Annotated in this window: 20 protein-coding genes, 1 other RNA gene and 1 pseudogene; 6 read left to right on the top strand and 16 right to left on the bottom strand. The window is 65.5% G+C overall.

Annotated elements, in window-relative coordinates:
- The 5 genes and pseudogenes from AC0L3K_RS31675 to rsmH all read right to left on the bottom strand — a co-directional run.
- A pseudogene (locus AC0L3K_RS31675) lies at positions 1-441 on the bottom strand (UDP-N-acetylmuramoyl-tripeptide--D-alanyl-D-alanine ligase); the annotation flags it as partial.
- Positions 438-1,895, bottom strand: coding sequence for a UDP-N-acetylmuramoyl-L-alanyl-D-glutamate--2,6-diaminopimelate ligase (locus AC0L3K_RS31670; RefSeq protein WP_473253840.1), 1,458 nt, complete (start codon positions 1,893-1,895; stop codon positions 438-440). The pseudogene AC0L3K_RS31675 and the gene AC0L3K_RS31670, both read right to left, overlap by 4 nt.
- A gap of 84 nt (positions 1,896-1,979) precedes the next feature.
- A complete protein-coding gene (locus AC0L3K_RS31665; RefSeq protein ID WP_219683421.1) occupies positions 1,980-3,734 on the bottom strand; it encodes a peptidoglycan D,D-transpeptidase FtsI family protein in 1,755 nt (584 codons plus the stop codon).
- Positions 3,731-4,123: a cell division protein FtsL gene (gene ftsL, locus AC0L3K_RS31660; RefSeq protein ID WP_007600843.1), complete on the bottom strand. Its 393-nt coding sequence runs from the start codon at positions 4,121-4,123 to the stop codon at positions 3,731-3,733. Before ftsL ends, AC0L3K_RS31665 begins: the two co-directional genes overlap by 4 nt.
- Before the next feature lie 3 nt (positions 4,124-4,126).
- A complete protein-coding gene (gene rsmH / locus AC0L3K_RS31655) occupies positions 4,127-5,116 on the bottom strand; it encodes a 16S rRNA (cytosine(1402)-N(4))-methyltransferase RsmH (protein ID WP_007600841.1) in 990 nt (329 codons plus the stop codon).
- A gap of 523 nt (positions 5,117-5,639) precedes the next feature.
- On the opposite strand from rsmH, the gene AC0L3K_RS31650 reads away from it, so the two are divergent.
- A complete protein-coding gene (locus AC0L3K_RS31650; RefSeq protein WP_007600840.1) occupies positions 5,640-6,422 on the top strand; it encodes an N-acetylmuramoyl-L-alanine amidase in 783 nt (260 codons plus the stop codon).
- A gap of 119 nt (positions 6,423-6,541) precedes the next feature.
- On the opposite strand, the gene AC0L3K_RS31645 is transcribed toward AC0L3K_RS31650, so the two are convergent.
- Positions 6,542-7,774, bottom strand: a complete 1,233-nt coding sequence (locus tag AC0L3K_RS31645) for an RNA polymerase sigma factor (RefSeq protein ID WP_007600838.1) — start codon at positions 7,772-7,774, stop codon at positions 6,542-6,544.
- A gap of 22 nt (positions 7,775-7,796) precedes the next feature.
- The gene (locus AC0L3K_RS31640) at positions 7,797-8,150 is read right to left on the bottom strand and encodes a YciI family protein (RefSeq protein ID WP_007600836.1); all 354 of its coding nucleotides are present in this window, start codon (positions 8,148-8,150) and stop codon (positions 7,797-7,799) included.
- A gap of 149 nt (positions 8,151-8,299) precedes the next feature.
- Here AC0L3K_RS31640 and rnpB point away from each other — a divergent pair.
- An RNA gene (gene rnpB, locus AC0L3K_RS31635) (RNase P RNA component class A) lies at positions 8,300-8,730 on the top strand.
- A 56-nt stretch (positions 8,731-8,786) separates the two neighbouring features.
- On the opposite strand, the gene AC0L3K_RS31630 is transcribed toward rnpB, so the two are convergent.
- Both AC0L3K_RS31630 and AC0L3K_RS31625 read right to left on the bottom strand, forming a co-directional pair.
- Complete coding sequence (locus tag AC0L3K_RS31630; protein WP_007600834.1) at positions 8,787-9,500, bottom strand: alpha/beta fold hydrolase; 714 nt, start codon at positions 9,498-9,500, stop codon at positions 8,787-8,789.
- A gap of 72 nt (positions 9,501-9,572) precedes the next feature.
- Positions 9,573-10,037, bottom strand: coding sequence for a DUF983 domain-containing protein (locus AC0L3K_RS31625; protein WP_083869967.1), 465 nt, complete (start codon positions 10,035-10,037; stop codon positions 9,573-9,575).
- 49 nt (positions 10,038-10,086) lie between these two features.
- Between AC0L3K_RS31625 and AC0L3K_RS31620 the strand changes: the two genes are divergently transcribed.
- Positions 10,087-11,457, top strand: coding sequence for an aminotransferase-like domain-containing protein (locus AC0L3K_RS31620; RefSeq protein ID WP_473367514.1), 1,371 nt, complete (start codon positions 10,087-10,089; stop codon positions 11,455-11,457).
- Positions 11,458-11,463: 6 nt separating this feature from the next.
- Here the strand turns inward: AC0L3K_RS31620 and AC0L3K_RS31615 are convergent, their stop codons facing one another.
- The gene (locus AC0L3K_RS31615; protein ID WP_007600831.1) at positions 11,464-11,724 is read right to left on the bottom strand and encodes a hypothetical protein; all 261 of its coding nucleotides are present in this window, start codon (positions 11,722-11,724) and stop codon (positions 11,464-11,466) included.
- Positions 11,725-11,955: 231 nt separating this feature from the next.
- Here AC0L3K_RS31615 and AC0L3K_RS31610 point away from each other — a divergent pair, with 231 nt between their 5' ends.
- Positions 11,956-12,699 (top strand): sulfite exporter TauE/SafE family protein, encoded by a 744-nt coding sequence (locus AC0L3K_RS31610; RefSeq protein WP_007600830.1) that lies wholly within the window; start codon positions 11,956-11,958, stop codon positions 12,697-12,699.
- A 71-nt stretch (positions 12,700-12,770) separates the two neighbouring features.
- Here AC0L3K_RS31610 and AC0L3K_RS31605 read toward each other — a convergent pair whose 3' ends face one another.
- The 4 genes from AC0L3K_RS31605 to AC0L3K_RS31590 all read right to left on the bottom strand — a co-directional run bounded on the left by AC0L3K_RS31605 (position 12,771) and on the right by AC0L3K_RS31590 (position 19,294).
- A complete protein-coding gene (locus AC0L3K_RS31605) occupies positions 12,771-14,177 on the bottom strand; it encodes an MATE family efflux transporter (RefSeq protein WP_007600829.1) in 1,407 nt (468 codons plus the stop codon).
- Positions 14,178-14,235: 58 nt separating this feature from the next.
- The gene (locus AC0L3K_RS31600) at positions 14,236-16,035 is read right to left on the bottom strand and encodes an ABC transporter ATP-binding protein (protein ID WP_007600828.1); all 1,800 of its coding nucleotides are present in this window, start codon (positions 16,033-16,035) and stop codon (positions 14,236-14,238) included.
- 327 nt (positions 16,036-16,362) lie between these two features.
- Entirely contained in the window at positions 16,363-17,949 is a 1,587-nt protein-coding gene (locus tag AC0L3K_RS31595) for a DHA2 family efflux MFS transporter permease subunit (protein WP_354128963.1), read from the bottom strand.
- 25 nt (positions 17,950-17,974) lie between these two features.
- The gene (locus tag AC0L3K_RS31590; RefSeq protein ID WP_007600826.1) at positions 17,975-19,294 is read right to left on the bottom strand and encodes an HlyD family secretion protein; all 1,320 of its coding nucleotides are present in this window, start codon (positions 19,292-19,294) and stop codon (positions 17,975-17,977) included.
- A 197-nt stretch (positions 19,295-19,491) separates the two neighbouring features.
- On the opposite strand from AC0L3K_RS31590, the gene AC0L3K_RS31585 reads away from it, so the two are divergent.
- Positions 19,492-20,127, top strand: coding sequence for a TetR/AcrR family transcriptional regulator (locus AC0L3K_RS31585; protein ID WP_007600824.1), 636 nt, complete (start codon positions 19,492-19,494; stop codon positions 20,125-20,127).
- A gap of 44 nt (positions 20,128-20,171) precedes the next feature.
- Positions 20,172-20,507 (top strand): DUF6665 family protein, encoded by a 336-nt coding sequence (locus tag AC0L3K_RS31580; protein ID WP_007600823.1) that lies wholly within the window; start codon positions 20,172-20,174, stop codon positions 20,505-20,507.
- A gap of 41 nt (positions 20,508-20,548) precedes the next feature.
- On the opposite strand, the gene AC0L3K_RS31575 is transcribed toward AC0L3K_RS31580, so the two are convergent.
- Positions 20,549-20,659 (bottom strand): hypothetical protein, encoded by a 111-nt coding sequence (locus tag AC0L3K_RS31575; RefSeq protein WP_245285996.1) that lies wholly within the window; start codon positions 20,657-20,659, stop codon positions 20,549-20,551.
- A 79-nt stretch (positions 20,660-20,738) separates the two neighbouring features.
- Positions 20,739-21,944: an extensin-like domain-containing protein gene (locus AC0L3K_RS31570; RefSeq protein WP_007600822.1), complete on the bottom strand. Its 1,206-nt coding sequence runs from the start codon at positions 21,942-21,944 to the stop codon at positions 20,739-20,741.
- Between the last annotated feature and the right edge of the window lie 153 nt (positions 21,945-22,097).

The raw sequence follows: 22,097 nt of genomic DNA, 5'->3' as shown, positions 1-22,097 counted from the left end.
GTTGACGCGGGCGGGGGGGTATTTGTTTGTGGGGTCGGGCGGTCGAATTGCGTTGGTGGGGGCGTGGCGCGGGCGGCCGTGGCGCCCGACCCCGGGCGCGTTGACGGGCGCGGGGGCCGCGCGCGCTAGACCCCAGAGACCGTCGATCAGCGTGTCCTTGACGACGATCTGGGGAATGCGGATGCCCGCGATCTCGTGCGGCACGATCATCGCGACCGCGCCTGAGGCTTCCGCCTTGTCCGCGAACTCCCAGCCGTCACGCGCGCTGGCGAAGGCCGAGATGAACCCGCCGCTCGGCGTGCCGCTCAGCGCGACGAACAGGCTGCCCGGTTTCACCAGCCGGCTGTCCTGGGTGATGAAGTCGATCGGCGTGTCCGGGAACGATCCGGCGGCGCCTAGCGCACGCGCCACTTCGGCCACCGTCCATATGGGCGCGCTCATGCAATCCTCGACGCTAGTGCGGCGGCGACCGCCTCGTGATCACTGAAGGGCAAAACCTCTCCGCCGACGATCTGCCCGGTCTCGTGGCCCTTGCCGGCGATGAGCAGCGCATCGCCATCTTCCAATTCCTCGATCGCGGTACGGATCGCCGCGGCCCGGTCGCCGATTTCGCGAGCGCCCTTGGCGGCGGCGAGGATTTCGGCGCGGATCGATTCCGGCTCCTCGCTGCGCGGATTGTCGTCGGTGATGATGATGCCGTCGGCGTTGCCGGCTGCGATTTCGCCCATGATCGGACGCTTGCCGGCATCGCGGTCGCCGCCGGCACCGAACACGACGACCAACCTGCGCTTCGCGTAGGGACGCAGCGCCTGCAGCGCCTTCGCCAGCGCATCGGGCTTGTGCGCGTAGTCGACGAAGATCGGCGCGCCGTTGCGCTCGCCGACGCGCTCGAGCCGCCCCTTGGCGCCTTCGAGACCTTCGAGGCTCGCAAACACATTTGCGGCGTCGCTGCCGGTGCCGATGGCGAGACCGGCCGACACCAGCGCATTCTCGATCTGGAATTCGCCGACCAGCGGCAGCCGGATCGCATATTGCTTGCCGCGATGTTCGAGCGCGAGCACTTGCGAAAACCCTTCGACCTCCGCACCGGCGAGACGAATGCCCTCGCCTGCCCCGTCGCCCTTGCGACCGACCGCCATCACGCGCAAGCCGCGCGACTTTGCGGCGTCGATTGCCTCCGCCGAGCAATCATGATCGGCCGAGATCACGGCCGCGCCCCCCGGCGGGACAAGTTCGCGGAACAGCCTGAGCTTGGCCGCGAGATAATGCGCGACGGTCGGATGGTAATCCATGTGGTCGCGAGAGAGATTTGTGAAGCCGCCGGCGGACACGCGCACGCCGTCAAGGCGATATTGGTCGAGCCCGTGCGAAGAGGCCTCGAACGCGAGATGCGTGACGCCCTCGCGCGCGATCTCGTCCAACTGCCGGTGCAGCGCGATCGGGTCGGGCGTCGTCAGCGAGCCGTAGACGGTGCGCTTCGGCGAAACGAGGCCGATGGTTCCGATGCTGGCGGAGGCGTGCCCGAGCCGCTCCCAGATCTGCCGGGTGAATGCGGCCACCGAGGTCTTGCCGCTGGTACCGGTCACCGCCGCAATTGTCGCGGGCTGCGCGGGAAAAAATCTTGCCGCGGCCAGCGCCAGCGCGCGGCGCGGATTGGCCACCGTGATGAACGGCACCTTGCAGCCATCAGGCACATGGTCGCCGACAACCGCCACCGCGCCTGCGGCAATCGCGGCATCGACGAAGCGCGCACCGTCGGTCTTGCTGCCCGCAAGTGCGAAGAAGAGATCGCCCCGCCTGACCGCGCGGCTGTCGAGGGCAACGCCGGTCACATCGAGGGCCGCGACGGCGGGCTCGATTGCGGCGTCATTGCCTAGGAGGTCGCGCAGCTTCATGGTCTTCCAGTCGACATGTCGGACCGGATCGCCGAATCTCCAGGGAAATCCCGACTCAGCAGCGGCAACGGCCCACCCGGTTGATTACTGGGTTGTCCTGGATGCTGCAAGAATAAGGCGGTCGGACGGCGGCAGGTCAAACCGCGGCTCGACACCCAGAAGCGGCGCGATCCGCTCGATCACCTTGCCGCCGGTCGGCACCGCGTTCCAGCCCGAGGTGATGAAACCATGGGTTTCGGGCAGGGCCTGTGGCTCGTCCAGCATCACCAGGATCTGATACTTTGGATTGTCGGAGGGCATGATCGCCGTGAAGGAGTTGAGCACCCGCTTCTTGGCGTAGCGGCCATTGATGACTTTCTCGGACGTGCCGGTCTTGCCGCCAACATAATAGCCCTTGACGTCCGCTTGTCGCGCCGACCCGACCTCCGCATTGAGCCGCATCAGATACCGCATCTTGTCGCTGGTCTCTTGCTTGATCACGCGCTTGGCCATCGCCGCCGCTTCAGCTTCGCTTCGCTTCATGAATGTCGGGGGAATCAAGTAGCCACCGTTCATCAGCGCGTTGATGCCCATCACCGCCTGGAGCGGCGCCACCGACAGGCCTTGGCCGAACGCGATGGTGACCGTGTTCAGCTCGCTCCAGCGGCGCGGCACCAGCGGCGCCGCGCTCTCGGGCAGCTCGGTGCGCAGCCGCGTCAACTGGCCCATCTTGGCCAGGAACGCCTTGTGCGCCTCGACTCCCTGGCCGAGCGCGATCCGCGCGGCGCCGATGTTGGAGGAGTAATAGAACACTTCCTTGGTGTTGATGAAACGTCCGAGCGAATGGCTGTCATGGATGGTGAACTTGCCGTAGTGCAGGTTCCCCCGTGCATCCCACATCGAGTTCAAATTAATCTTGCCGGAATCGAGCGCCATCGCCAGCGTAAACGCCTTGAAGGTCGAGCCCATCTCGTAGACGCCGGTGGTCAGGCGATTGATGCGGTCGGGGTCGTGCGCTTCCTTCGGATTGTTGGGATCGAAGTCCGGCAGGGAGACCATCGCCACGATCTCTCCGGTCTTGACGTTGGAGACGATGCCGGAGGCGGCCTTGGCGTGGTATTTCTCCTTGGCCTTCAGGAGCTCGTCACGCAGTGCGTGCTCGACGCGCAGATCGACCGAGAGCTCGATCGGCTTTTGCAGCCGGTCGGTGGCAAAGCCCGCGCGGTGGAGATCGGCGAGCCCCTGATTGTCGAGCCACTTCTCCATGCCGGCGATGCCCTGGTTGTCGATGTTGACGAGACCGATGAGGTGGGCGACCTCGTTGCCGGTAGGATAGACGCGCTTGTTCTCGCGCAGGAAGCCGATGCCGGGAATGCCGAGCTTGTGGATATCCTGCTGCTGCTTCGCCGTAATCTCGCGCTTGAGCCAGACGAAGCCCTTGCGCGTCTTCAGGCGCTCGCGCACCTCGGCCTCATCGAGGTCGGGCACGGTGGCGGTCAGAAGCTCGATCGCCTCGTCCTTGTCGATGATGCGGCGCGGCTCGCCGAACAGGCTCGACGCCTTGACGTCGGTCGCGAGGATCGCGCCGTTGCGATCGACGATGTCGGGCCGCGCGGTCGCGACCACCTCCTGTGCCGCGGCGCGGCGCGCGCCGTGGGCGTCGGCGCCGATCGCGAACATCACGAGCCGGCCGCCGATCAGGGCGTAGACCGCGCCGAAGGCGAGCATCGCCAGGCCGACGCGCGCCCGCGCCTTGGCGGCGCGATCGACGTTGCGCCCGTACAGCAGACTGCGGATCAGCCGTTGCCGCCAGGGCTCGGTCGGCTTTCCTACAGGTTTGGCCGGGGTCACAGCACTCATGGCTTGTCCTCGGGCTGAGGCACGGAGCCCGTCACGTTATCGGGATCGCTCGCGGCTTCGATGGTATTGAGCATGGCGCCGATCGGATCCGGCTCGCCCGGCCTGAACATCCGCGGCGGACGCTCGGGCAAGTTCTTCAGTGAATCATATTGCGTGCCGTTGACCGGCTTGAGCTGCAGATGCCGGTCGGACAGGCCCTGCAGGCGCAGCGGCGCATCGAGCTTCGCCCATTCGGAGCGCAGCGCCGCGATCGCATCGCGCTGCTCGCGGATCTCCGCATGCAGCCGCAGCACCTTTTCGGTGCGCGCCGTGGAGTCCATCTTGATCCTATAGACATAGGCCGCCGCGAAGATCAGCGCGCCAATGACGAGCAGGTGGATGAAGCGCATGCGCTAGCCACCTCTCATGACGTCGGAGAGTTTTGGCCAGGACGATTGCTCGCGATCGTCCTGCGCAGGCGCCGAGGTGCGCTCGGCGGCGCGCAGCTTTGCCGACCGCGCCCGCGGGTTATGCGCGACTTCGTCCTCGCCCGCGATCACCGGCCGCCGCGTCAGGAGCTGGAAGCTCGGCACCGCCTGCGACACTTCCGGAAGATGGCGTGAACCGCCACCCGTCTTGCTGCGCTCGGCGAAGAAATTCTTGACGATGCGGTCTTCCAGCGAATGGAACGAGACGACCACGAGTCGACCACCGGGCTTGAGCACACGCTCGGCAGCGATGAGCGCGTTCTGGAGTTCCTCGAGTTCTTCATTGACGAAGATGCGCAGGGCCTGGAACGTCCGCGTCGCCGGGTGAATATCGCCGGGCTTGGAACGAACCACCCTGCCGACGAGATCGGCGAGCGCGCGTGTGGTCGTGAACGGCGTCTCCTGCCGGTCGGCGACGACGGCGCGGGCGATCCGGCGCGACTGCCGCTCTTCGCCGAGGAGATAGATGATGTCGGCGAGATCGCCTTCCGAGGCGCGCGCGACGACATCGGCCGCAGTCGGGCCCGCCTGCCCCATCCGCATGTCGAGCGGACCATCGAGGCGGAACGAGAAGCCGCGGCCGGCCTGGTCGAGCTGCATCGAGGACACCCCGACGTCCATCACGACGCCGTCGATGCCATCGACGCCTTGAGCCGCGCAGATTTCGGCGAGGTTGGAGAAGCGATCTTCAACCAGCGTCAGCCGGCCCGCCGAGCGTTCGACCAGCTCGGCGCCGCCTGCGATCGCAGTACGGTCGCGATCAATGGCAATCACCCGGGTTCCCGGCATGTCGAGGATCGCGCGGCTGTAGCCGCCCGCGCCAAAGGTCGCGTCGATGTAAAGGCCGCCCTCGCGTGGGGCGAGGTGGTCGATGGCCTCACGGCCAAGAACGGGGATGTGCGGAGCCGAGCTCATGCGCCAAGCCTGCCGATCGCCCCGCCGGACTCCCAAGTGAGATCGGGGACGAACAAGCTCATAACGCCTCGAATAATTCCGCGTCGCGGCGGTTCCACGACCCAATCCCCGTCCAGCATGGTTACCGTGCCCGATCGTCCCGGGCCACCAACCCAGTATTCCCTTTGGAATTTGTCGGGCAGCCATGGGATTTCGAGCCAAAATACGCTTTGGCCGCCTCCGGACGCGGGTCGGCTCTTCATCTCTCAGTAACGGCCCTTAGCGTTAAGAAAGCGTTGATCGGCTCGCGACAAGTCGAAAAGCTGACGCGGCGGTGATGCTTCATCCACACACATGCGCCAAAATGCATCCGTTAACCTCGTCGCGCGGTTGCGCACGGTGGAGGGTAAAGGAATAGTAAAGAGAAGGGCTTGGCCCACTCTCTGTCTGTCTCGAGCTGTTTATGTCGTCCGGTTCGTCCACGCCGTCTGGATCTGATTCGAAGCGTCAACGCGTTCTCCCGGTTCCCAAGGCCGCCGCGAACATGCGGACGTTCGAGCCGGATTCCTCGATCGTCTCCGACATCATCCCCTCACCGAACCACGGCGACCGCAACAAGGGCCGGCAGCCCGACATGATCGTGCTGCATTACACCGGCATGCCCGACGTCGAAGGTGCGCTGGCGCGGCTCTGCTCGGCTGGCACCGAGGTGTCGGCACATTATGTCGTGCTGGAGGACGGCCGCATCGTGCAATGCGTGCCGGAGGCCAGGCGTGCCTGGCATGCCGGCGTCTCGTCCTGGTCCGGCGAGGACGACATCAATTCCTGCTCGATCGGGATCGAGATCGTCAATCGCGGCCACGATTGGGGCTATCCGGAGTTTCCGCTGCGCCAGATCGCCGCCGTGATCGCGCTGTGCCGCGGCATCATGCTCCGCCGCAAGGTGCCCGCGCACCGGGTTCTCGGCCATTCCGACGTGGCGCCTGCGCGCAAGAAAGATCCCGGCGAAAAATTTCCGTGGCATTCGCTGGCCAATTCCGGGGTCGGCCACTGGGTCACGCCCGCGCCGGTCGTACGCGGCGAGAGCCTGATGCTCGGCACCATCAGCGACGAGGTGCTGAGCCTGCAGCAGGCGCTCGCCAGATACGGCTACGGCGTTCCCCTCACCGGCAAATACGACGGCGCGACCATGGAAGTCGTCACCGCGTTCCAGCGCCATTTCCGCCCGGCGCGACTGGATGGGGTCGCGGATCACTCGACGCTGTCGACCTTGCAGGCACTGTTGGGAAGCTTGCCGGCGGAGGGAACGACGGTCGCGTCGAAGTGACGGCGACTGCCACGCACCCCGTCATTGCGAGCGAAGCGAAGCAATCCAGACTGCCTCCGCGGAAGCAGTCTGGATTGCTTCGTCGCAAGCGCTCCTCGCAATGACGGAGTATGTGGCGACTACTCCATCTCCCGCATCCTTCGCGCATAAAGTCGTCGCAGCGGCTCGAGCTGCGTCGCTTCCGTCGCCGCGCGATAGGCCTCGCGCGCCTCCTCATTGCGGCCGAGCCGCCGCAATAGATCCGCCCGCACCGCTGGCAGCAGCTCGTAGCCATGAAGCCCGCCGCGTGCGGCGGTCGCATCCACGAGATCGAGTGCGCGCGCGGGCCCATCGACCATCGACACCGCCGCCGCGTGGTTAAGCTCGATCACCGGAGATGGGTTGATCCGCAGCAGGACCTCGTAGAGCCCGGCAATCTGCGGCCAGTCTGTCTGCTCATAGCTCGGCGCACGCGCATGCAGCGCGGCGATCGCGGCTTGTACTGCGTAGGGCTGCGGCCGGCCGGGCACGCGCAGCGCGTCGTCGACCAGGCGCAGACCCTCCTCGATCTGTGCATGGTCCCACCGCGAACGATCCTGCTCTTCCAGCAGCACGATGTCGCCGGCGGGGGTCTGGCGCCCTGCGCGGCGCGCATCGTGCAGCAGCATTAGCGCCAGCAGGCCCTTGATCCCGGCGCGATCGGGTAACAGCCGGTCGAGCAAGCGGCCAAGCCGGATCGCCTCGGCCGCAAGATCGGGCCGCATCAAATCCGCACCCGACGTCGCCACATAGCCTTCGGTGAAGACCAGATAGATCACGGCAAGCACACCGTCGAGCCGCGGCACCAGCGTGTCGCGCTCGGGGACCTCATAGGGAATGCCGGCGAGCCTGATCTTCTGCTTGGCGCGGACCAGACGCTGCCCCATCGCCTCCTCGCTGACGAGAAAGGCGCGCGCGACCTGCGCCGTGGAGAGCCCGCAGACGGTGCGCAGCGTCAGCGCGACCTGGACTTCGGGCGCAAATGCAGGATGGCAGCAGGTGAAGATCAGCCGCAGCATATCGTCGTCGAGCGTCGCCGGCGGCTCGGCGGGCGCTTGCGCGTTCAGCTCGAGCTCGTGCACGAGCGCCTGCTCCTTGCCGCGGAAGACGGCCTGGCGCCTGATACGGTCGATCGCCTTGTGCCTGGCGACATTGACCAGCCAGGCACGCGCATTGTCGGGGACCTCGCACGCCGGCCAGCGCTCCAGTGCCACCGCAAAGGCGTCCTGGAGCGCGTCCTCGGCAAGATCGAAATCGCCGACGAGGCGGATCAGCGTGGCCAGCGCCCGCCCCGCCTCGTCGCGGAAAATCTTGTCGATCTCGGACAGTGTCATGCGCCGATGCGCGGCTGCGCCGTCACTTGTCGTAGACCCAGATCGGCCGCACCTCGATCGAACCGATACGCGCCGACGGAATCCGCGATGCAATCTCGATCGCGGTATCGAGATCCTTGGCCTCCACGAGGTAATAGCCGCCGAGCTGCTCGCGCGTTTCGGCAAACGGGCCGTCGGTCGTCAGAGTCTTGCCGTCGCGCACGCGGACCGTCGTCGCAGTCGTGGTCGGCTGCAAACGGTCGCCCGCCTTGAAATTGCCGCTCTGAATGATGCCTTGCGTGAAGGTCTGATATTCCGCCGTCATCTGCTGGCCGGCCGCCGGACGCATATTCGCGTACTCGGCTTCGTTCTGGTAGATCATCAGCAAATATTGCATCGCTTAACTCCTGTTGTTCGGCGGGATCGCCGACATCCAGTCGAACGGGACACACACCAAACGACATCTTCAGGATAAATTATTTGCAGGCCGCATGCGCGGCGATATCAGCTTGACGGAACCGTCATAAATGCCCCATGCCTGCCCCGTCAGTCGGCCGGACGGCCGCTCCGGCAGGTGCCGAAAGGCCGCCGGGGAGGAAAGTCCGGGCTCCCTTGACATACGGTGCCGGATAACGTCCGGCGGGGGCGACCCCAGGGAAAGTGCCACAGAGAACGAACCGCCCGCCTTCGCAGCGCAAGCTGCGTAGGCAGGTAAGGGTGAAAAGGTGCGGTAAGAGCGCACCGCGGCTGCGGCAACGGAGCCGGCATGGTAAACCCCACCGGGAGCAAAACCGAATAGGGACGGCGTAGCGGGCTGTTCGCGAAAGCGATAACGCCGCGGGGCGATGTCAGGCCCGCCGTCCGGGTAGGTTGCTCGAGGCCATGTGCAAACATGGTCCCAGAGGAATGGCCGTCACGTATCGTTCGCGCAAGCGGACGGTGCCTTACAGAACCCGGCTTACAGGCCGGCTGATATCTTGCAACGAGGGGTTCGATGCTGACCGCATCGAGCCCCTCACCATTTGGGCGCTCACTATCCGACGATCTCTTGCAATACGCCCATCAGCGCGTCCGGCGCTGTCACGTTCGGCGCGTGGCTGGCGTCGAGCTCGACAAAACGCCAGCCGTCCTCGCTCCTCGTGCGCCTCGCGAATTGCCCGAACACGTCGCCCGGCGGAATGCGCGTGCAATAGATGTAGCTGCGCGGCATCGCCGGCTCGCTACCTTCGAGCTTCAGCTTTGTCTCGAAACATTTGATCGGCATGTTGATCCGGCGGGCGTTGAGCCAGTCGAGATCGGCCTGCGGCGTGTCCGGCGGCGGCGGGTTCGGCGGGATGCGGTAGCCGTCGCCTGAGCTTGCCGCCTTGCGCATCGGCTCGCGCCCGCCCTCATGGAGATCGAACAGCGACTGGCCGTCACGCGGCACGAAGGCGTCGAGGTAGATCAATTGCGTCACCCGCTCGCGCGCGCGATCGGCGACGCCGGTGGCGACCATGCCGCCATAGCTGTGGCCGAGCAGCACGATGTCGCTGAGATCCTCGAACCTGATGACGTTGAGAATGTCCTGGATATGCGTGTCGAGATCGATCGCGGCACTGGCCAGATGCGCGCGCTCGCCGAGCCCGGTATAGGTCGGCGCAATCAGGCGGTGGCCGGCCTGCGCCATCAGCGGATGCATCTTCTTCCAGGCCCACCCGCCAGACCACGCGCCGTGACAGAGCAGGAAGGTTTTTGAGCGTGCGGCCATCGCCGTTTCCATCGTTCTTGTTTGTACGATGGAGTGTAGCGGGCGAGCGCGCGATGTAAACGCTATGGCTTCTTAAGCCGCGCGAGTGGTCACCTTCACGAGGGCGGGTGCAGGCCGACCAGCTTCGCGCCGCAGCTTGCCCGTCTCAAAACCGTGCATGCCGATCTGCCATTGCAGCCCGACGATGGCACCCTTGGTCGGCTGCAACAGCGCGAGCGAAGCGAACAAGGTCACCGGCAGCCACACCGCCAGTTGCAGCCAAACTGCTGGGGCATAGGCGGTCTCCACCGCGAGGATTGCCGGGACCACGAGATGGCCGACGACGACCATCACGAGATAAGCCGGAAAATCGTCGGCGCGCTGGTGGAACAGCTCCTCGCCGCAATGGTCACAGGTATCCGCCACCTTCAGGAAACGGCCGAACGCATGGCCTTCGCCGCAGTTCGGGCACTTGCCGCGAAATCCGCGCCACATCGCTTTTGCCAGAGAGACTGAACCGGTCGCCATGACCCCACCTCTTCCTTTTCTACGATCCATACAATAATATCTTGTATCCATACATTCAAAGGATATAGGCCTTAATTGCATGGATTGGACCCCTACAATCTCGGAGCTGAGCGGGCCGCGCTATCAGCGCATCGTCGAGGCCATGGAGGCCGACATCGCCGCCGGCCGGCTGGTGCGCGGCGAACAATTGCCGACGCAGCGGGCGCTGGCAAAGGCGCTCGGCGTCGACCTCACCACGGTGACGCGCGCCTACACCGAGGCGCGGCGCCGCGGCATCATGGAGGCCCGGGTCGGCCAGGGCTCGTTCGTGTCGGAGACCAGCGCGCGCCGCGCGGTCGACCTGCCGCATCCCGTCGCGATTGACCTCTCGATGAACGTGCCGCCGCAGCCTCTCGAAGCGCAGCTCGACGAGCGCATCATCGCCGGGATGGACGCCATCCGCGCGCAATCGGGTCTGACGGCGCATCTCAACTACCAGCCGCCCGGCGGCAGCGCACATGAGCGCGAGGTCGCGGCGCGGTGGATGCGGGCACGCGTGCCGCATGCGCATGCCGACAGGCTCGTGATCTTTCCCGGCGCGCAGACGATTCTGTTCAACCTGCTCGCCCATCTCGCCCGGCCCGGCGACGTGGTGCTGACGGAGGCCCTCACCTTCCCCGGCATCAAGGCCGCCGCGGCGCGGCTCGGAGTCAAGCTCGTCGGCGTCGCCATGGATGACGGCGGCATCCTGCCCGACGCGCTGGCGGAAGCTTGCCGCACGCATAGACCGAAAGCGGTCTATCTCATTCCGACGCTGCACAATCCGACCACCGCGACGCTTCTTCCCGAGCGCCGCGGCGCCATCGCAAAAATCATCAACGATGCCGATACGATTCTGATCGAGGATGACGCCTACGGGCTGCTCGATCGCTCGGCATCGCCGATCGCCAATCTCATTCCGGAACGGACATATCTCGCGACCACGCTGTCGAAATGCATCGCGCCCGCGCTACGGGTCGCCTATCTGGTGACGCCCGACAGCAGCTCGCAGCGGGAGATGCGCAACTCTTTGCAGGCGACGGTGCAGATGCCGGCACCGCTGATGGTCGCGCTGGTGACGCATTGGATCGAGACCGGGATCGCCGACCGCATCATCACCGCCATCAGGAGCGAGGCGGTCGGCCGCCAGCAGCTCGCGCAACGGGCGCTCAAAGGATTCGAGTTCCAGGCCAAACCCGCCGCTCACCATCTGTGGCTACGGCTGCCTGAGGGCCGCGCCGACGTCGCGGCGCATCTCCTGCGGAATGGACTAGCCGTCGTCGCCGGCGAGGCCTTCACCGTCGACGGAACGCCGCCACACGCGGCACGCGTCTCGCTTGGCGCGGCGCGCAACAGGGCGGAATTGACGGAAGCGCTACGCATCCTCGTGAGCGCGCTGCACAGCCCCGCCGACACCAGACAGATCGTCTAGCAATACTTATCGATGCTGACGGCGATGCCGCGAGCGAACGACTGGTGCGACGGGGGACGGATAGGCCGCATAGGCTTCGCTCGGCGCGACGGACTCGCCGCGGGCCCCGCGCGCGGCGGGTGTGAGCTGGCCGCCATTCAGAACGTCGCGGTCGGGATGGGCAGCCTGATAGGCCGCGGGCTCGGAAAACTGCGCCTGCGCCATCGTCGGCATCAAGGCCGCCGCCGACACCAGCGCGGCCGCGACGGCAATCTTCGTGCGGATCATCGTCCTTCTCCATATGCTCAGCCGGGATGCTGGCCGATCGGACCGCATGATGGCGTCGAGCGGGCCCCCAGGTGGAAGTACGAGCATCATCTAGACCTGTCTTTCGCGAACGCCCGCCGCTGGGGATCACGCTTGCGTGCGGTTTTGAAATTGACCTGCACGGCCGCAGCTGTGCTATGCGAGCGATGGGGATCAACAATTCGGGATCGCCCAGGCGACAGGGACAATCTGTTGGAAATACTCACCTACGCGCTGCTGCTGCTCGGCGCACTGGCCGGGGGCTTCGTCTCGGGCCTCGCCGGATTCGGCACCGCGCTGATGGCACTCGGCATCTGGCTCTACGTGCTGCCGCCCTCGCTCGCGGTGCCCCTGGTGCTGATCTGCTCGGTGATCGCGCAGAGCTCGACGCTGCCGTCGATGTGGAAGAGTTTTGATCTCTCGCTGGTCTGGCCGTTCCTGATTGGAGGACTGATCGGCGTGCCGCTGGGCACCATGCTGGTCGCCTCCGCCGATCCAAAAGTGTTCAAGCTGAGCGTCGGCGTGCTGCTGCTGATCTTCTCGACCGCGCTGTACCTCAACAAGAAGCCGCTCGCCATCACCTTCGGCGGTCGCATCGCCGACGGCGCGATCGGGTTTGCCGGCGGCATTCTTGGCGGTCTCGCCGGATTATCGGGGCCGCTTCCGATCCTGTGGGCCAACATCCGCGGCTGGAACAAGCACGAGCGGCGCGGCATCTTCCAGCTCTTCAATTTCACCGTGCTCGCCACCGCTTTGGTGTTGCAGACGGCCTCGGGCCTCGTCGCGTTCAAGGTGGTCTGGCTCGCGGTGGTCGCCTTTCCGGGCACGCTGATCGGCGCATGGGCCGGCGCGCGCGTCTATCACGCGCTGAGCGACAAGCATTTCGGCGATGTCGTGCTCGGTCTGTTGTTCCTGTCGGGCCTCGGCCTCGTCTGGAACAGTCTTGGCACGCACTAACTCCGTATTTTCTTCACGGTGAGCGCCACGCCGCCGGCAACCCCGACGCCAAGCACGCAGATAAGCGATCGCTACGCGGGCGCGCGTACAGGAGTCGCCACAGGCTCGGGTGCAGCCTGCTCGGGGGGCTCCTCGTGCCGGAGCACCACAAGGCGCTTTCCGAACTCGCGGCGCAACAGCCACACGCTCAGGGCAGCCTGCAGCGTGGTCGTCGCGATCGACAGGTACCAGACATGCTCCATCCGGAAGCCCGGCCACGTCGAGAGCCAGATCGACGGCAGGGAATAGGTGAGGACCCGCGTTGCCGAGGTCAACAACACCGGCTTGGTATTGCCGAGCCCCTGAAACATGCTGGAGCAGGTGAAGATCAGCCCCTGCGCCACCATGTTGAGCGAGACGATGCGCAGAAAAAGCGACGCAACCGCCATCGTCTCCTGATCCTTCGAGAAGCCGGTAAGCAACAGACCAGGCACGAGCTGCGCCGGGATCAAGAAAACAATCATCACGGCGGTCGCGACAAGCGCCGCCTTGACAAAGGTCTCCCTCACGCGCGCTCCATTGCCGGCACCGAAATTCTGCCCGGCGATCGGCCCCGCCGCAAGAGCGATGGCGAGCGCCGGCATCTGCATCAGGCCGAGGAGACGCGTCCCGATGCCAAATCCGGCCTGTGCCGCCGAGCCGAAAACGCTCAGCACGTAATAGCCCACGGCCATGATGATGAAGACCATCGCGAACTCGCCGCCTGCAGGCAGGCCGACATTGAGGATCCTCTTCCACTGTCGAAGCTGCGGCCGCCATTGCGCGGGATTAAAGGCGACATAGCGTTCCAGTTTCAGGAAATACACCAGCAGCATGAGCACACCGATGAAGACGGCAATCGAGCTTGCGAGGCCCGCTCCGGCAACACCGAGCGCGTGCCCGGTGCCCCAACCCGAGATCAGGACCGGCGCCAGCGCGATGTTGATGGCCACTGCAAGCGCTTGAACCAGCATGCTCGGCCGCACGATTCCCGTGGCCCGCAACGCAGACGCCATGACCTGCGACGCAAACTGCAGCGCCAAAGCCGGCATGAACCAGAGCAGATAAATCGCGCCGGCTTCGACCGTGGCCTCATCGGCCGCGACCGCGCGCATATATGGACGCGACAATGCGAAGCCCGCGCCCAAGGTCAGGAGCCCGAACAGCACCGACAGGAGGACCGACTGGTTGAAGACGAGGTTGGCGTCGCCGCGATCCTTGCGCCCCACCGCGTGCGCCATCAGCGCCACGGTGCCGACGCCAAGCACCTGCATCAGCGCATTGACGAGAAAGCCGGCATTGCCGGCCGCGGCGACACCCGCGATTGCCGCATCGCCCAGTCCCGACACGAAATACAGGTCGACGAGCTGGCAGATCATGATCGTGATCATGCCGACCACGATCGGTGGCGCCATGCTCAGGATGTGGCCCACGATGGAGCCGCGTGTCAGGTCTTTCATGTCATTCATCCTCTGGCGGCGCGACGGCGGGACTTTCGTCCCGCCAGCCGCGCGCCACTCACTCCGCTGCTGCGATATGTCCGAGCTCCACCACCTGGCGCTCGAACAGGCCGCGATAGATGCCGCCGGGCTTGGCCGCGAGCCTGGCATGCGTGCCTTGCTCGACGATCTCGCCGCGGTCGAACACCAGGATGCGATCGAGGCTCTTCACCGTCGACAGCCGATGCGCGATCACGATCGAGGTACGGCCTCGCATCAGCCGCTCCATCGCCTGCTGGATCAGCGCCTCGGATTCCGAATCGAGGCTCGAGGTCGCTTCGTCCAGAATCAGCACCGGCGCATCGGCCAGGAAGGCGCGCGCCAGCGCCACGCGCTGCCGCTCGCCGCCGGAGAGCTTGACGCCGCGCTCGCCGACCAGCGTCCCGTAACCCTTGGGCAGGCGCAGGATGAAGTCGTGCGCGTTGGCCAGCCGTGCCGCCTGCTCGATCGCCTCCAGGCTGGCGCCGGGCCGGCCATAGGCGATGTTCTCGGCGAGCGAGCGGTGAAACAGGATCGGGTCCTGCTGCACGATCGCGATCTGGCTGCGCAGCGAGTGCTGGGTGGCCTTGGCGATGTCTTGCGCATCGATCAGAACGCGGCCGCCGGTCACGTCGTAGAGCCGCTGCACCAGCTTGACGAAGGTGGTCTTGCCGGAGCCGGAGCGGCCGACGAGACCGACGCGCTCGCCGGCACGGATCGTGACCGACAACCCGTCATAGAGCGGCGCGTGATGACCGCCATAGTGAAACGTGACGTCGTCAAAGAGGAGCTCTCCGCGCTCGATCGCGATCGGCCGCGCGTCCGGCGCATCCGCAATCCCGATCGGCTCGTCGTGGATCGCCACCAGCTCCTCCATGTCGTTGACCGAGCGCTGCAGGTTGTTGATGTGCATTCCGACGTCGCGCAAATAGGCATGGATGACGTAGTAGCTCGTCAGCACATAGGTGACGTCGCCGGGCGAGGCCCGCCCCGACATCCACAGCAGCACCGCGCCGCCGATCACGGAGGCGCGCAGGGCCAGCAGCACCGAGAGCTGCGCCAGATTGGTGTAGTTGTAGCGCAGCCAGGTCCGCCGCACGCGCACGCGCCAACGATTGACGACACGGGCAAGCCGCGCATCCTCGCGCGCTTCCGCGCCGAAGGATTTCACCACCGCGTTGCAGGTTAGCGCGTCCGCCAACGTGCCGCCGACCTTGGTGTCCCAGGCATTGGAGACGCGCGCGGCTGGCGCGATATAGCGCGTCGAGAACAGCACCGTCATCGTGACGTAGGCCAGCGCGCCCAGCGCGATCACCGCGCCAAGCGAGGCCCAGTGCACGCCGAGCAGGATCATCGACCCGATCAGCACCAGCAGCGACGGCGCCAGCGCCATCAAGATGGTGTCGTTCAACAGGTCGAGCGCCCACATGCCGCGGGTCACCTTGCGCACCGTGGATCCCGCGAAGGAGTTGGCGTGCCAGTCGGTCGAGAAGCGTTGCACGCGCATGAAGGCTTCCTGCGCGACCTCGGACATGATCTTGAGCGAGAACGGCACGATGGCTTGAAGGCCGGTCAGCCGCAGCACCATGGACGCAGCGCCCAGCGCCACGATACCGCCCAGGGCCATCAGCGCCGCGTGACGCGCGGCGAGATCTGATGGGCCGCGCGTCAGGGCGTCGACCAGATGTCCGGAGAAGACCGGCATGAACAGGTCGGCGACGGTTGCGCCCAACAAGCCGCCGGCCACGACGAGGGTACGCCCCGGCTGCTTCAGCCAGTGCCGGAACACGAATGGCAGCACCACGCGTATCGCCGCGGGCCTTTTTGACAGAGCGGTCATGGCGTCATCCGGCCGCTTCTGGCGCGGGCCGGCTCCATTGATGGACGCAGGCCGGCCGCGAGGGCCGAGACGGCGTCACTTAAAGTTGGCTTTGGACTTGGGGAGCGGAGCGATCGGGACTGGAAGCCCAATCGAAGCTGGCGGAAGAGGCCTCTAGGAGGCCGAGCAGATACCGAGCCAGAACATCATCGAGCGCGGGCGTGCGATCTGCGAATGCGACGAAATCATGCAAATCCTCCCAGTTCGATGGAATGAGTTGCGCTTTATAGATGTGTCACTGGTGATTTGCAACGGGGCTCGCGCGAGATCACGCACGAGTGTTGCAAATTAGTGCGCGTCGCCGCTGGCGCCGAACGGCGAGGCCGGCTTCTTCAACAGCGTGACGAGCAGGGTGAGGCCGAGATAGAACACCGTCAGGATGAAGAAGGCATCGCCGAAGCCCATCACCACGGCCTGGCGATGCAAGAGCTGCGACAGCTGCTTCATCGCCATCAGCGTGGAATCGCCGAGCCCCTGGAACTTCTGCATGAACATGGTCAGGGTTTCGGTCGCGGTCGCGTTGCCCCAGGTCACGCGCTCCTGCAGGCGCGAGATGTGCAGGTCGGTGCGGTCGTTGAGCACGGTGTTGATGACGGCGAGGCCCACGGCGCCGCCGAGATTGCGCATCAGGTTGAAGAGCCCCGAGGCGTTCTTCACCCGGTCGGGCGCGAGCGTGCCGAGCGCGATGTTGTTGGTCGGCACCATAGCGAACATCATGCCGACGCCGCGCAGGATCTGCGGAATCAACAGCTCGTAGAAATCGTAGTCGCGCGTGATCCAGGTCATCTGGTAGGAGCCGAGCGCGAATACGACGAGCCCGAACGCGATCATGTAGCGCATGTCGTACTTCGCCATGAGGCGGCCGACCACCGGCGCAACCAGGAACATGGTGATGCCCGAGACGAACAGGGTATCGCCGATCATCAGCGCGCTATAGCCGCGCACTTCGGCGAGATAACGTGGGTAGATGTAGGTCAGGCCGTAGAGGCCGATGCCGATGCAGAACTGAAGGACGCAGCCGATCGCGAAATTGCGATTGGAAAAGGTGCGCAAATTGACGATCGGCTCGGCCGCCGTGAAGACGCGCCAGAAGAAGGCGATCGCCGAGATGCCGCAGATCCAGGCGCAGATCGCGACCGAGGGGTCCTGCATCCATTCATATTGCGGGCCTTCCTCCAGCACGTATTCCAGCGTGCCCAGGAAGCTGGCCATGAACAGCAACCCCCACCAGTCGAAACGATCGAGCAATTCGAAATGCGGCTCGTCGAAATCGACCAGCGCCAGCACGCCGATTGTGATACCGATGCCGGGCACGATGTTGATGAAGAACAGCCAGTTCCAGGACATCAGGTCGGTGATGTAGCCGCCGACGGTCGGCCCGATGGTCGGAGCCAGCGTTGCGACGAGCCCGATGATGGGACCGACGATGTGGAATTTGGTGCGCGGGAAAACGGTGTAGGCGGAAGCGAACACCGTCGGGATCATGCCGGCGCCGAGAAAACCTTGCAGCGCGCGCCAGACGATCATCTCCTCGATGGTGGTGGCGAAGCCGCAGAGCAGGCTCGATACGGTAAAGCCGGCCGCCGAGATCGCGAACAACAGCCGCGTGCCGAACGCGCGCGACAGAAACCCCGACAGCGGAATCGCGATCACTTCGGCGATCAGATAGGCGGTCTGGACCCAGGAGACTTCACTGGAGCTTGCCGACAGGCCGGCCTGGATTTCACTCAGGGACGCCGAGACGATCTGGATGTCCAGGATCGACATGAACATCCCGAACACCATGATGATGAAGGCGAACAGCCGCTTCGGCGCGATGCGCTCCGAAGCGGGGTCCGCCATCATGGCAGGTGAAACGGTCGTGGCGTTCGCCATCGTCTGACCTCGCGGCGCAGGCGCGCTACTGCGGATGGATCATGGTGGCGTCGTCGAGATCGACCTCGCTGTCGGCGTCGGCCGCGCCCTTGTTGGTATCGACGGTCGCAGTGACCGACATGCCGGCGCGGAGCAGGTTTTGCTTCGCGACCGACTTCGGCACGCGGATGCGGACCGGCACGCGCTGCACGATCTTGGTGAAGTTGCCGGTGGCGTTGTCGGGCGGCAGCAGCGTGAACACCGAGCCCGCGCCCGCCGCGATGCTGTCGACGACGCCGGAGAACTTGCGCATGCCGTAGGCGTCGACCTTGATCGTCACCGGCTGGCCGGGGCGGATGCGCTTGAGCTGGGTCTCCTTGAAATTGGCGTCGATATAGACGTTGTCGAGCGGCACGACGTTGCCGAGCCGCTGGCCAACCGCGACGAAATCGCCGGCACTGACGAGGCGGTTCGAGAACGTGCCGTCGACCGGCGCGCGCACCGCGGTGAAGGCGAGATCGCGCTCGGCCTTGGCCAGCGTGGTCTTGAGCTCGGCGAGCTGCGCCTGCGCTTCGGCCTGCTGCGCCTTGGCAACGTCGACATTGCTGAGCGCGACATCGTAAGCGGCCTGCGCAGCCTTGACGGCGGCGGCGCCCTGATCGCGTCCGGCTTCGGAGCTCTCGAAGGTGGCGCGCGAGGCAAAACCCTTGTTGCTCAGCGCCTGCTGGCGCTCGTAATCGAGGTCGGCGCGCTTGAGACCGGCTTCGGCGGAGACGAGTTGCGCCTTGGCCTGCGCGACCTGGCTGTCGAGCGCCACGACCTGGCGGCCGATGCGATCGATGGTGGCCTGCTGGGTCGCGATCCTGGTCGCGGCGGCGTCGACCGCGATCTTGTAGTCGCCGTCGTCGATGCGGAAGACGATGTCGCCGGCGCGCACCGTCGTGTTGTCGCCGGCGAGGATCGAGGAGACGTGGCCGGCAACGCGCGCGCCCAGCATGGTGTTGTTGGCGCGGACATAGGCGTCGTCGGTCGCGACGTAGAAGCGGCCAACCAGCGTGTAATAGCCGGCATAGCTCGCGGCCGCGAGCGCCAGCACCAGCCCCACTCCCATCATCACGAATTTGCGCTTGCCGGACTTCGGCGCGCCGGCGGCGGCAGGCGCGTCTGGGGCTGCGGCCGGCTTGTCGGTCACGGGCTGCTCCGGCGCCTCGCTGGGGCGGCGCTTGGTTTCCTCGGCCACATGAGAGCGCAACTGCTCGGCGAGAGCTACAGACGTCTCGGTGGCAGCATCACCACCCGCGGGCGTCGGCGTCTCCACGGCGTCCGGGCGAAGGACGCGCGCAGCCTGGTCTCTCACTACGGCCATGGAGGCCTCCCCCAACAAAAAAGCGCGATGAGGGACAGCCGCGTGCGGCCCGGTCCCTCTCGCTTATCCCAAATATCATTGACCGAACGGTTCGGTCAATATAGATAATATTCCCGGGCAGAGCCTACTGGCCCGAATCCTTTATTTCGGTTTCATGATCCTGGACCGATGCAAAAACCTTCCGAGACCCTGAACCAATGGTTGTAGCCGACCGCGAACATCTGCACGTCATCCAGGAGGAGGACAGCTCCAAACGCCGCCAGATCCTGGACGGGGCCCGCAAGGTGTTCATGGATCTCGGGTTTGACGGTGCCAGCATGGGCGAGATCGCTCGCGCGGCGCAGGTCTCGAAGGGCACGCTTTACGTCTACTTCGCGGACAAATGCGCGCTGTTCGAAGCCATCCTCGAGCAGGAGGCGCTCCAGCACGGTCAGGTCGCGTTCAACTTCGATCCGGTCCGCGATGTTGAAACCACGCTGAAGGATTTCGGCCGGGCCTACAACCGTCTGCTGTGCCGGACCGGCGGCGGATCCGCGATCCGCACCGTGATGGCGATCGCCGAGCGCATGCCCGATCTCGGCCGCCGCTATTATGCGCGGGTGCTGGACAAGTCCATCAACCGCCTCTCCGACTATCTCAACACCCATGTCGCCTGCGGCGATCTCGCGATCGACGATTGTGATCTGGCGGCGTCGCAATTCATGGAACTGTGCAAGGCCTCGCTGTTCCTGCCCTTCGTCTTCCAGGCTGCGCCCGCACCGTCGGAAGAGCGCATGAGCGAAGTCGTCGACAGCGCGACGCGGATGTTCCTGGCGGCGTACCGGGCGAAGTAACGGCACGCGTTGCAGGCCGTTCCGTCGGTCCTATATTGGGGCTCATGTCCCGTGATCTTCGCCCGCCGGTCGATATCCTCCATTACGAGATCGTTCAGGAACAGGCCTCCGCACTCGGACGGATGGGCCGCACGCTTGAACGGGCGCTGGCGCGCTTGCGCGAGTTCGACGCCGCTCACGCAAGCTCGGAAGTGCCGGCCGCGATGCAGCCGGCCAGGCGAAAGCTGGTGATGGAAGCCGGCCACGCGCTCTGGATGTTCGTGGTGCAGCGTGAGGCAACCGGCCTGCGCGACAGCCGCCACATCATGCGGACCTACAATGTCCCCGCCGAGGTACAGCTGTGCATGGGACTGGTCCCAGCACCGTCGAAGTCGACCTGAAATTTTTCTACGGCGCGGGCTCTAGTCGGTCACCTGCTTCCTCAACGCGGCGAGATCGTTGACGGCCGTCTTGGTCGGCCAGTCCAGACGATGCCGTCGTCCTGGAGGCGGCTGAGGATCAGGCTGATGGACAGGCGCGTCGCGCCGATCATGCGCGCGAGTTGGCCTGGCGTGATACGGCCGAGCGAGATCGGGCCCCTTTCCTCCTGGGCTACGCATCACGCGCAAGCCTCAATCGTCGGCGTACTCGTCCTCTTCGTGTTTTCGCGCCATGCTCTTGCGCGTACCCAGCGAGCCGGTCACGGAGGGATCACGCGCATTCGCATAGGGATTGCGCCCGCCCGCCCGCGCGGCGACCTCTTCGCCGGAGACGGCAGCGGGCTGGCAGATCAGGCGGCGGCTGGCGCGGCGCATCAGATCGACGTGGATGTGATCGTAATGATAGACGTTCGAGCCCGGCGCCAGCACCGTGGTGAAATGCACACACGCGCCCGACTGCACGTCGCGCAAGAACCCCTGCTCTTCCGGCATGCCGCGCCAGCCATCCTTCACGGTGACGCGGCGGCCGTCGGCGAGCACGAAGGCGGCGATGTCGAGCGCGTTGCCGAAGGCGTGCTCGGAGATATGGGCGTGCGAATTGCCGTTCATGCCGCGGCAGGAATAAGCGGAGATCTGCTTGATCTCCGCGACGCGGGTGCCGAACCACCGCATCGCCGAGGGCTGCACGGTGTCGGCGAGCCAACGATCGAGCTCGGACACGATCGGACAGGCCAGCGTCGCAACCGGCTTGATCGCAACGGGGCCAACGGCGGTGACGGGATTGCCCTGTGCCGGACCAAGGCGCGGCAGCGGTTGCTGCGCGGGCGCCTGCGAGTAGGGCGCCGGCCGTGCCGGATAGCTCGGCGCATTCATGTAGCGCGACGCGCCCGCGGCATCGGTGCCCTCGGGCGGCAAATCGATCTCGTCTTCCTGCTGCGCCACGCCGGGCGCATTCAGAGGCATTGGACCAGGGGAAGCGCCATAGCCGGACGGCTGACGCACCGCGCTCTCGGGATAGTTCGAGCGTTGCGGATAGGACGATGCCGGAGTGTTCTGGCTCTGCGGGTAATTCGATCGCGGCTGCGTCACCGGCCAGCGCGGCTGGCTGCCCACGCTCCCGGGCGGACGCAGTTCCTCATCGGCAAAGCCGTAGCTGCTCGAGCCTTCGCCGAGGGCGGCGACCTTGAGCGGAAACTCTGCGCCGCACATGCCCGGCCCGGAGATCGGGTCGATGCGGACGAGATCCGGCCCCTCTTTCACCGCGCCGGATTTCAGGCATGCGGCTTCGGCCTCGGCCCGCCACGGTTCACGTTCGGCCTGGAAGACGCCGCGTCCGCAACCTGCTAACGAAACAAGGACGATGGAGCCGACGAGATACAAACGAACTCCGCGCGTCATGCACGCACGTTCGGTGAATTTACTTAAAGACTCTTCAACGTGTGGATTTCAGTGTTCTTTAACCATATCGGCTCGCGCCAGCAGGAGCACCTGCCCGTGGCGAGTGACAGCAAGGCTGACTTTTTCGGAAAGAGACTTTCTGTTAACCATGAC

The sequence above is a fragment of the Bradyrhizobium sp. MI1.10 genome, from assembly GCF_055811035.1.
This window is presented reverse-complemented; position numbering and strand designations above follow the sequence as displayed.

Excerpts from the sequence above, each read along its gene's own strand:
- AC0L3K_RS31670 (WP_473253840.1), bottom strand. The coding sequence starts at position 1,895 with ATGAAGCTGCGCGACCTCCTAGGCAATGACGCCGCAATCGAGCCCGCC.
- AC0L3K_RS31665 (WP_219683421.1), bottom strand. The coding sequence starts at position 3,734 with ATGAGTGCTGTGACCCCGGCCAAACCTGTAGGAAAGCCGACCGAGCCC.
- ftsL (WP_007600843.1), bottom strand. The coding sequence starts at position 4,123 with ATGCGCTTCATCCACCTGCTCGTCATTGGCGCGCTGATCTTCGCGGCG.
- rsmH (WP_007600841.1), bottom strand. The coding sequence starts at position 5,116 with ATGAGCTCGGCTCCGCACATCCCCGTTCTTGGCCGTGAGGCCATCGAC.
- AC0L3K_RS31650 (WP_007600840.1), top strand. The coding sequence starts at position 5,640 with ATGCGGACGTTCGAGCCGGATTCCTCGATCGTCTCCGACATCATCCCC.
- AC0L3K_RS31645 (WP_007600838.1), bottom strand. The coding sequence starts at position 7,774 with ATGACACTGTCCGAGATCGACAAGATTTTCCGCGACGAGGCGGGGCGG.
- AC0L3K_RS31640 (WP_007600836.1), bottom strand. The coding sequence starts at position 8,150 with ATGCAATATTTGCTGATGATCTACCAGAACGAAGCCGAGTACGCGAAT.
- AC0L3K_RS31630 (WP_007600834.1), bottom strand. The coding sequence starts at position 9,500 with ATGGCCGCACGCTCAAAAACCTTCCTGCTCTGTCACGGCGCGTGGTCT.
- AC0L3K_RS31625 (WP_083869967.1), bottom strand. The coding sequence starts at position 10,037 with ATGGATCGTAGAAAAGGAAGAGGTGGGGTCATGGCGACCGGTTCAGTC.
- AC0L3K_RS31620 (WP_473367514.1), top strand. The coding sequence starts at position 10,087 with ATGGATTGGACCCCTACAATCTCGGAGCTGAGCGGGCCGCGCTATCAG.
- AC0L3K_RS31615 (WP_007600831.1), bottom strand. The coding sequence starts at position 11,724 with ATGATCCGCACGAAGATTGCCGTCGCGGCCGCGCTGGTGTCGGCGGCG.
- AC0L3K_RS31605 (WP_007600829.1), bottom strand. The coding sequence starts at position 14,177 with ATGAAAGACCTGACACGCGGCTCCATCGTGGGCCACATCCTGAGCATG.
- AC0L3K_RS31600 (WP_007600828.1), bottom strand. The coding sequence starts at position 16,035 with ATGACCGCTCTGTCAAAAAGGCCCGCGGCGATACGCGTGGTGCTGCCA.
- AC0L3K_RS31595 (WP_354128963.1), bottom strand. The coding sequence starts at position 17,949 with ATGGCGAACGCCACGACCGTTTCACCTGCCATGATGGCGGACCCCGCT.
- AC0L3K_RS31590 (WP_007600826.1), bottom strand. The coding sequence starts at position 19,294 with ATGGCCGTAGTGAGAGACCAGGCTGCGCGCGTCCTTCGCCCGGACGCC.
- AC0L3K_RS31585 (WP_007600824.1), top strand. The coding sequence starts at position 19,492 with ATGGTTGTAGCCGACCGCGAACATCTGCACGTCATCCAGGAGGAGGAC.
- AC0L3K_RS31580 (WP_007600823.1), top strand. The coding sequence starts at position 20,172 with ATGTCCCGTGATCTTCGCCCGCCGGTCGATATCCTCCATTACGAGATC.
- AC0L3K_RS31575 (WP_245285996.1), bottom strand. The coding sequence starts at position 20,659 with ATGATCGGCGCGACGCGCCTGTCCATCAGCCTGATCCTCAGCCGCCTC.
- AC0L3K_RS31570 (WP_007600822.1), bottom strand. The coding sequence starts at position 21,944 with ATGACGCGCGGAGTTCGTTTGTATCTCGTCGGCTCCATCGTCCTTGTT.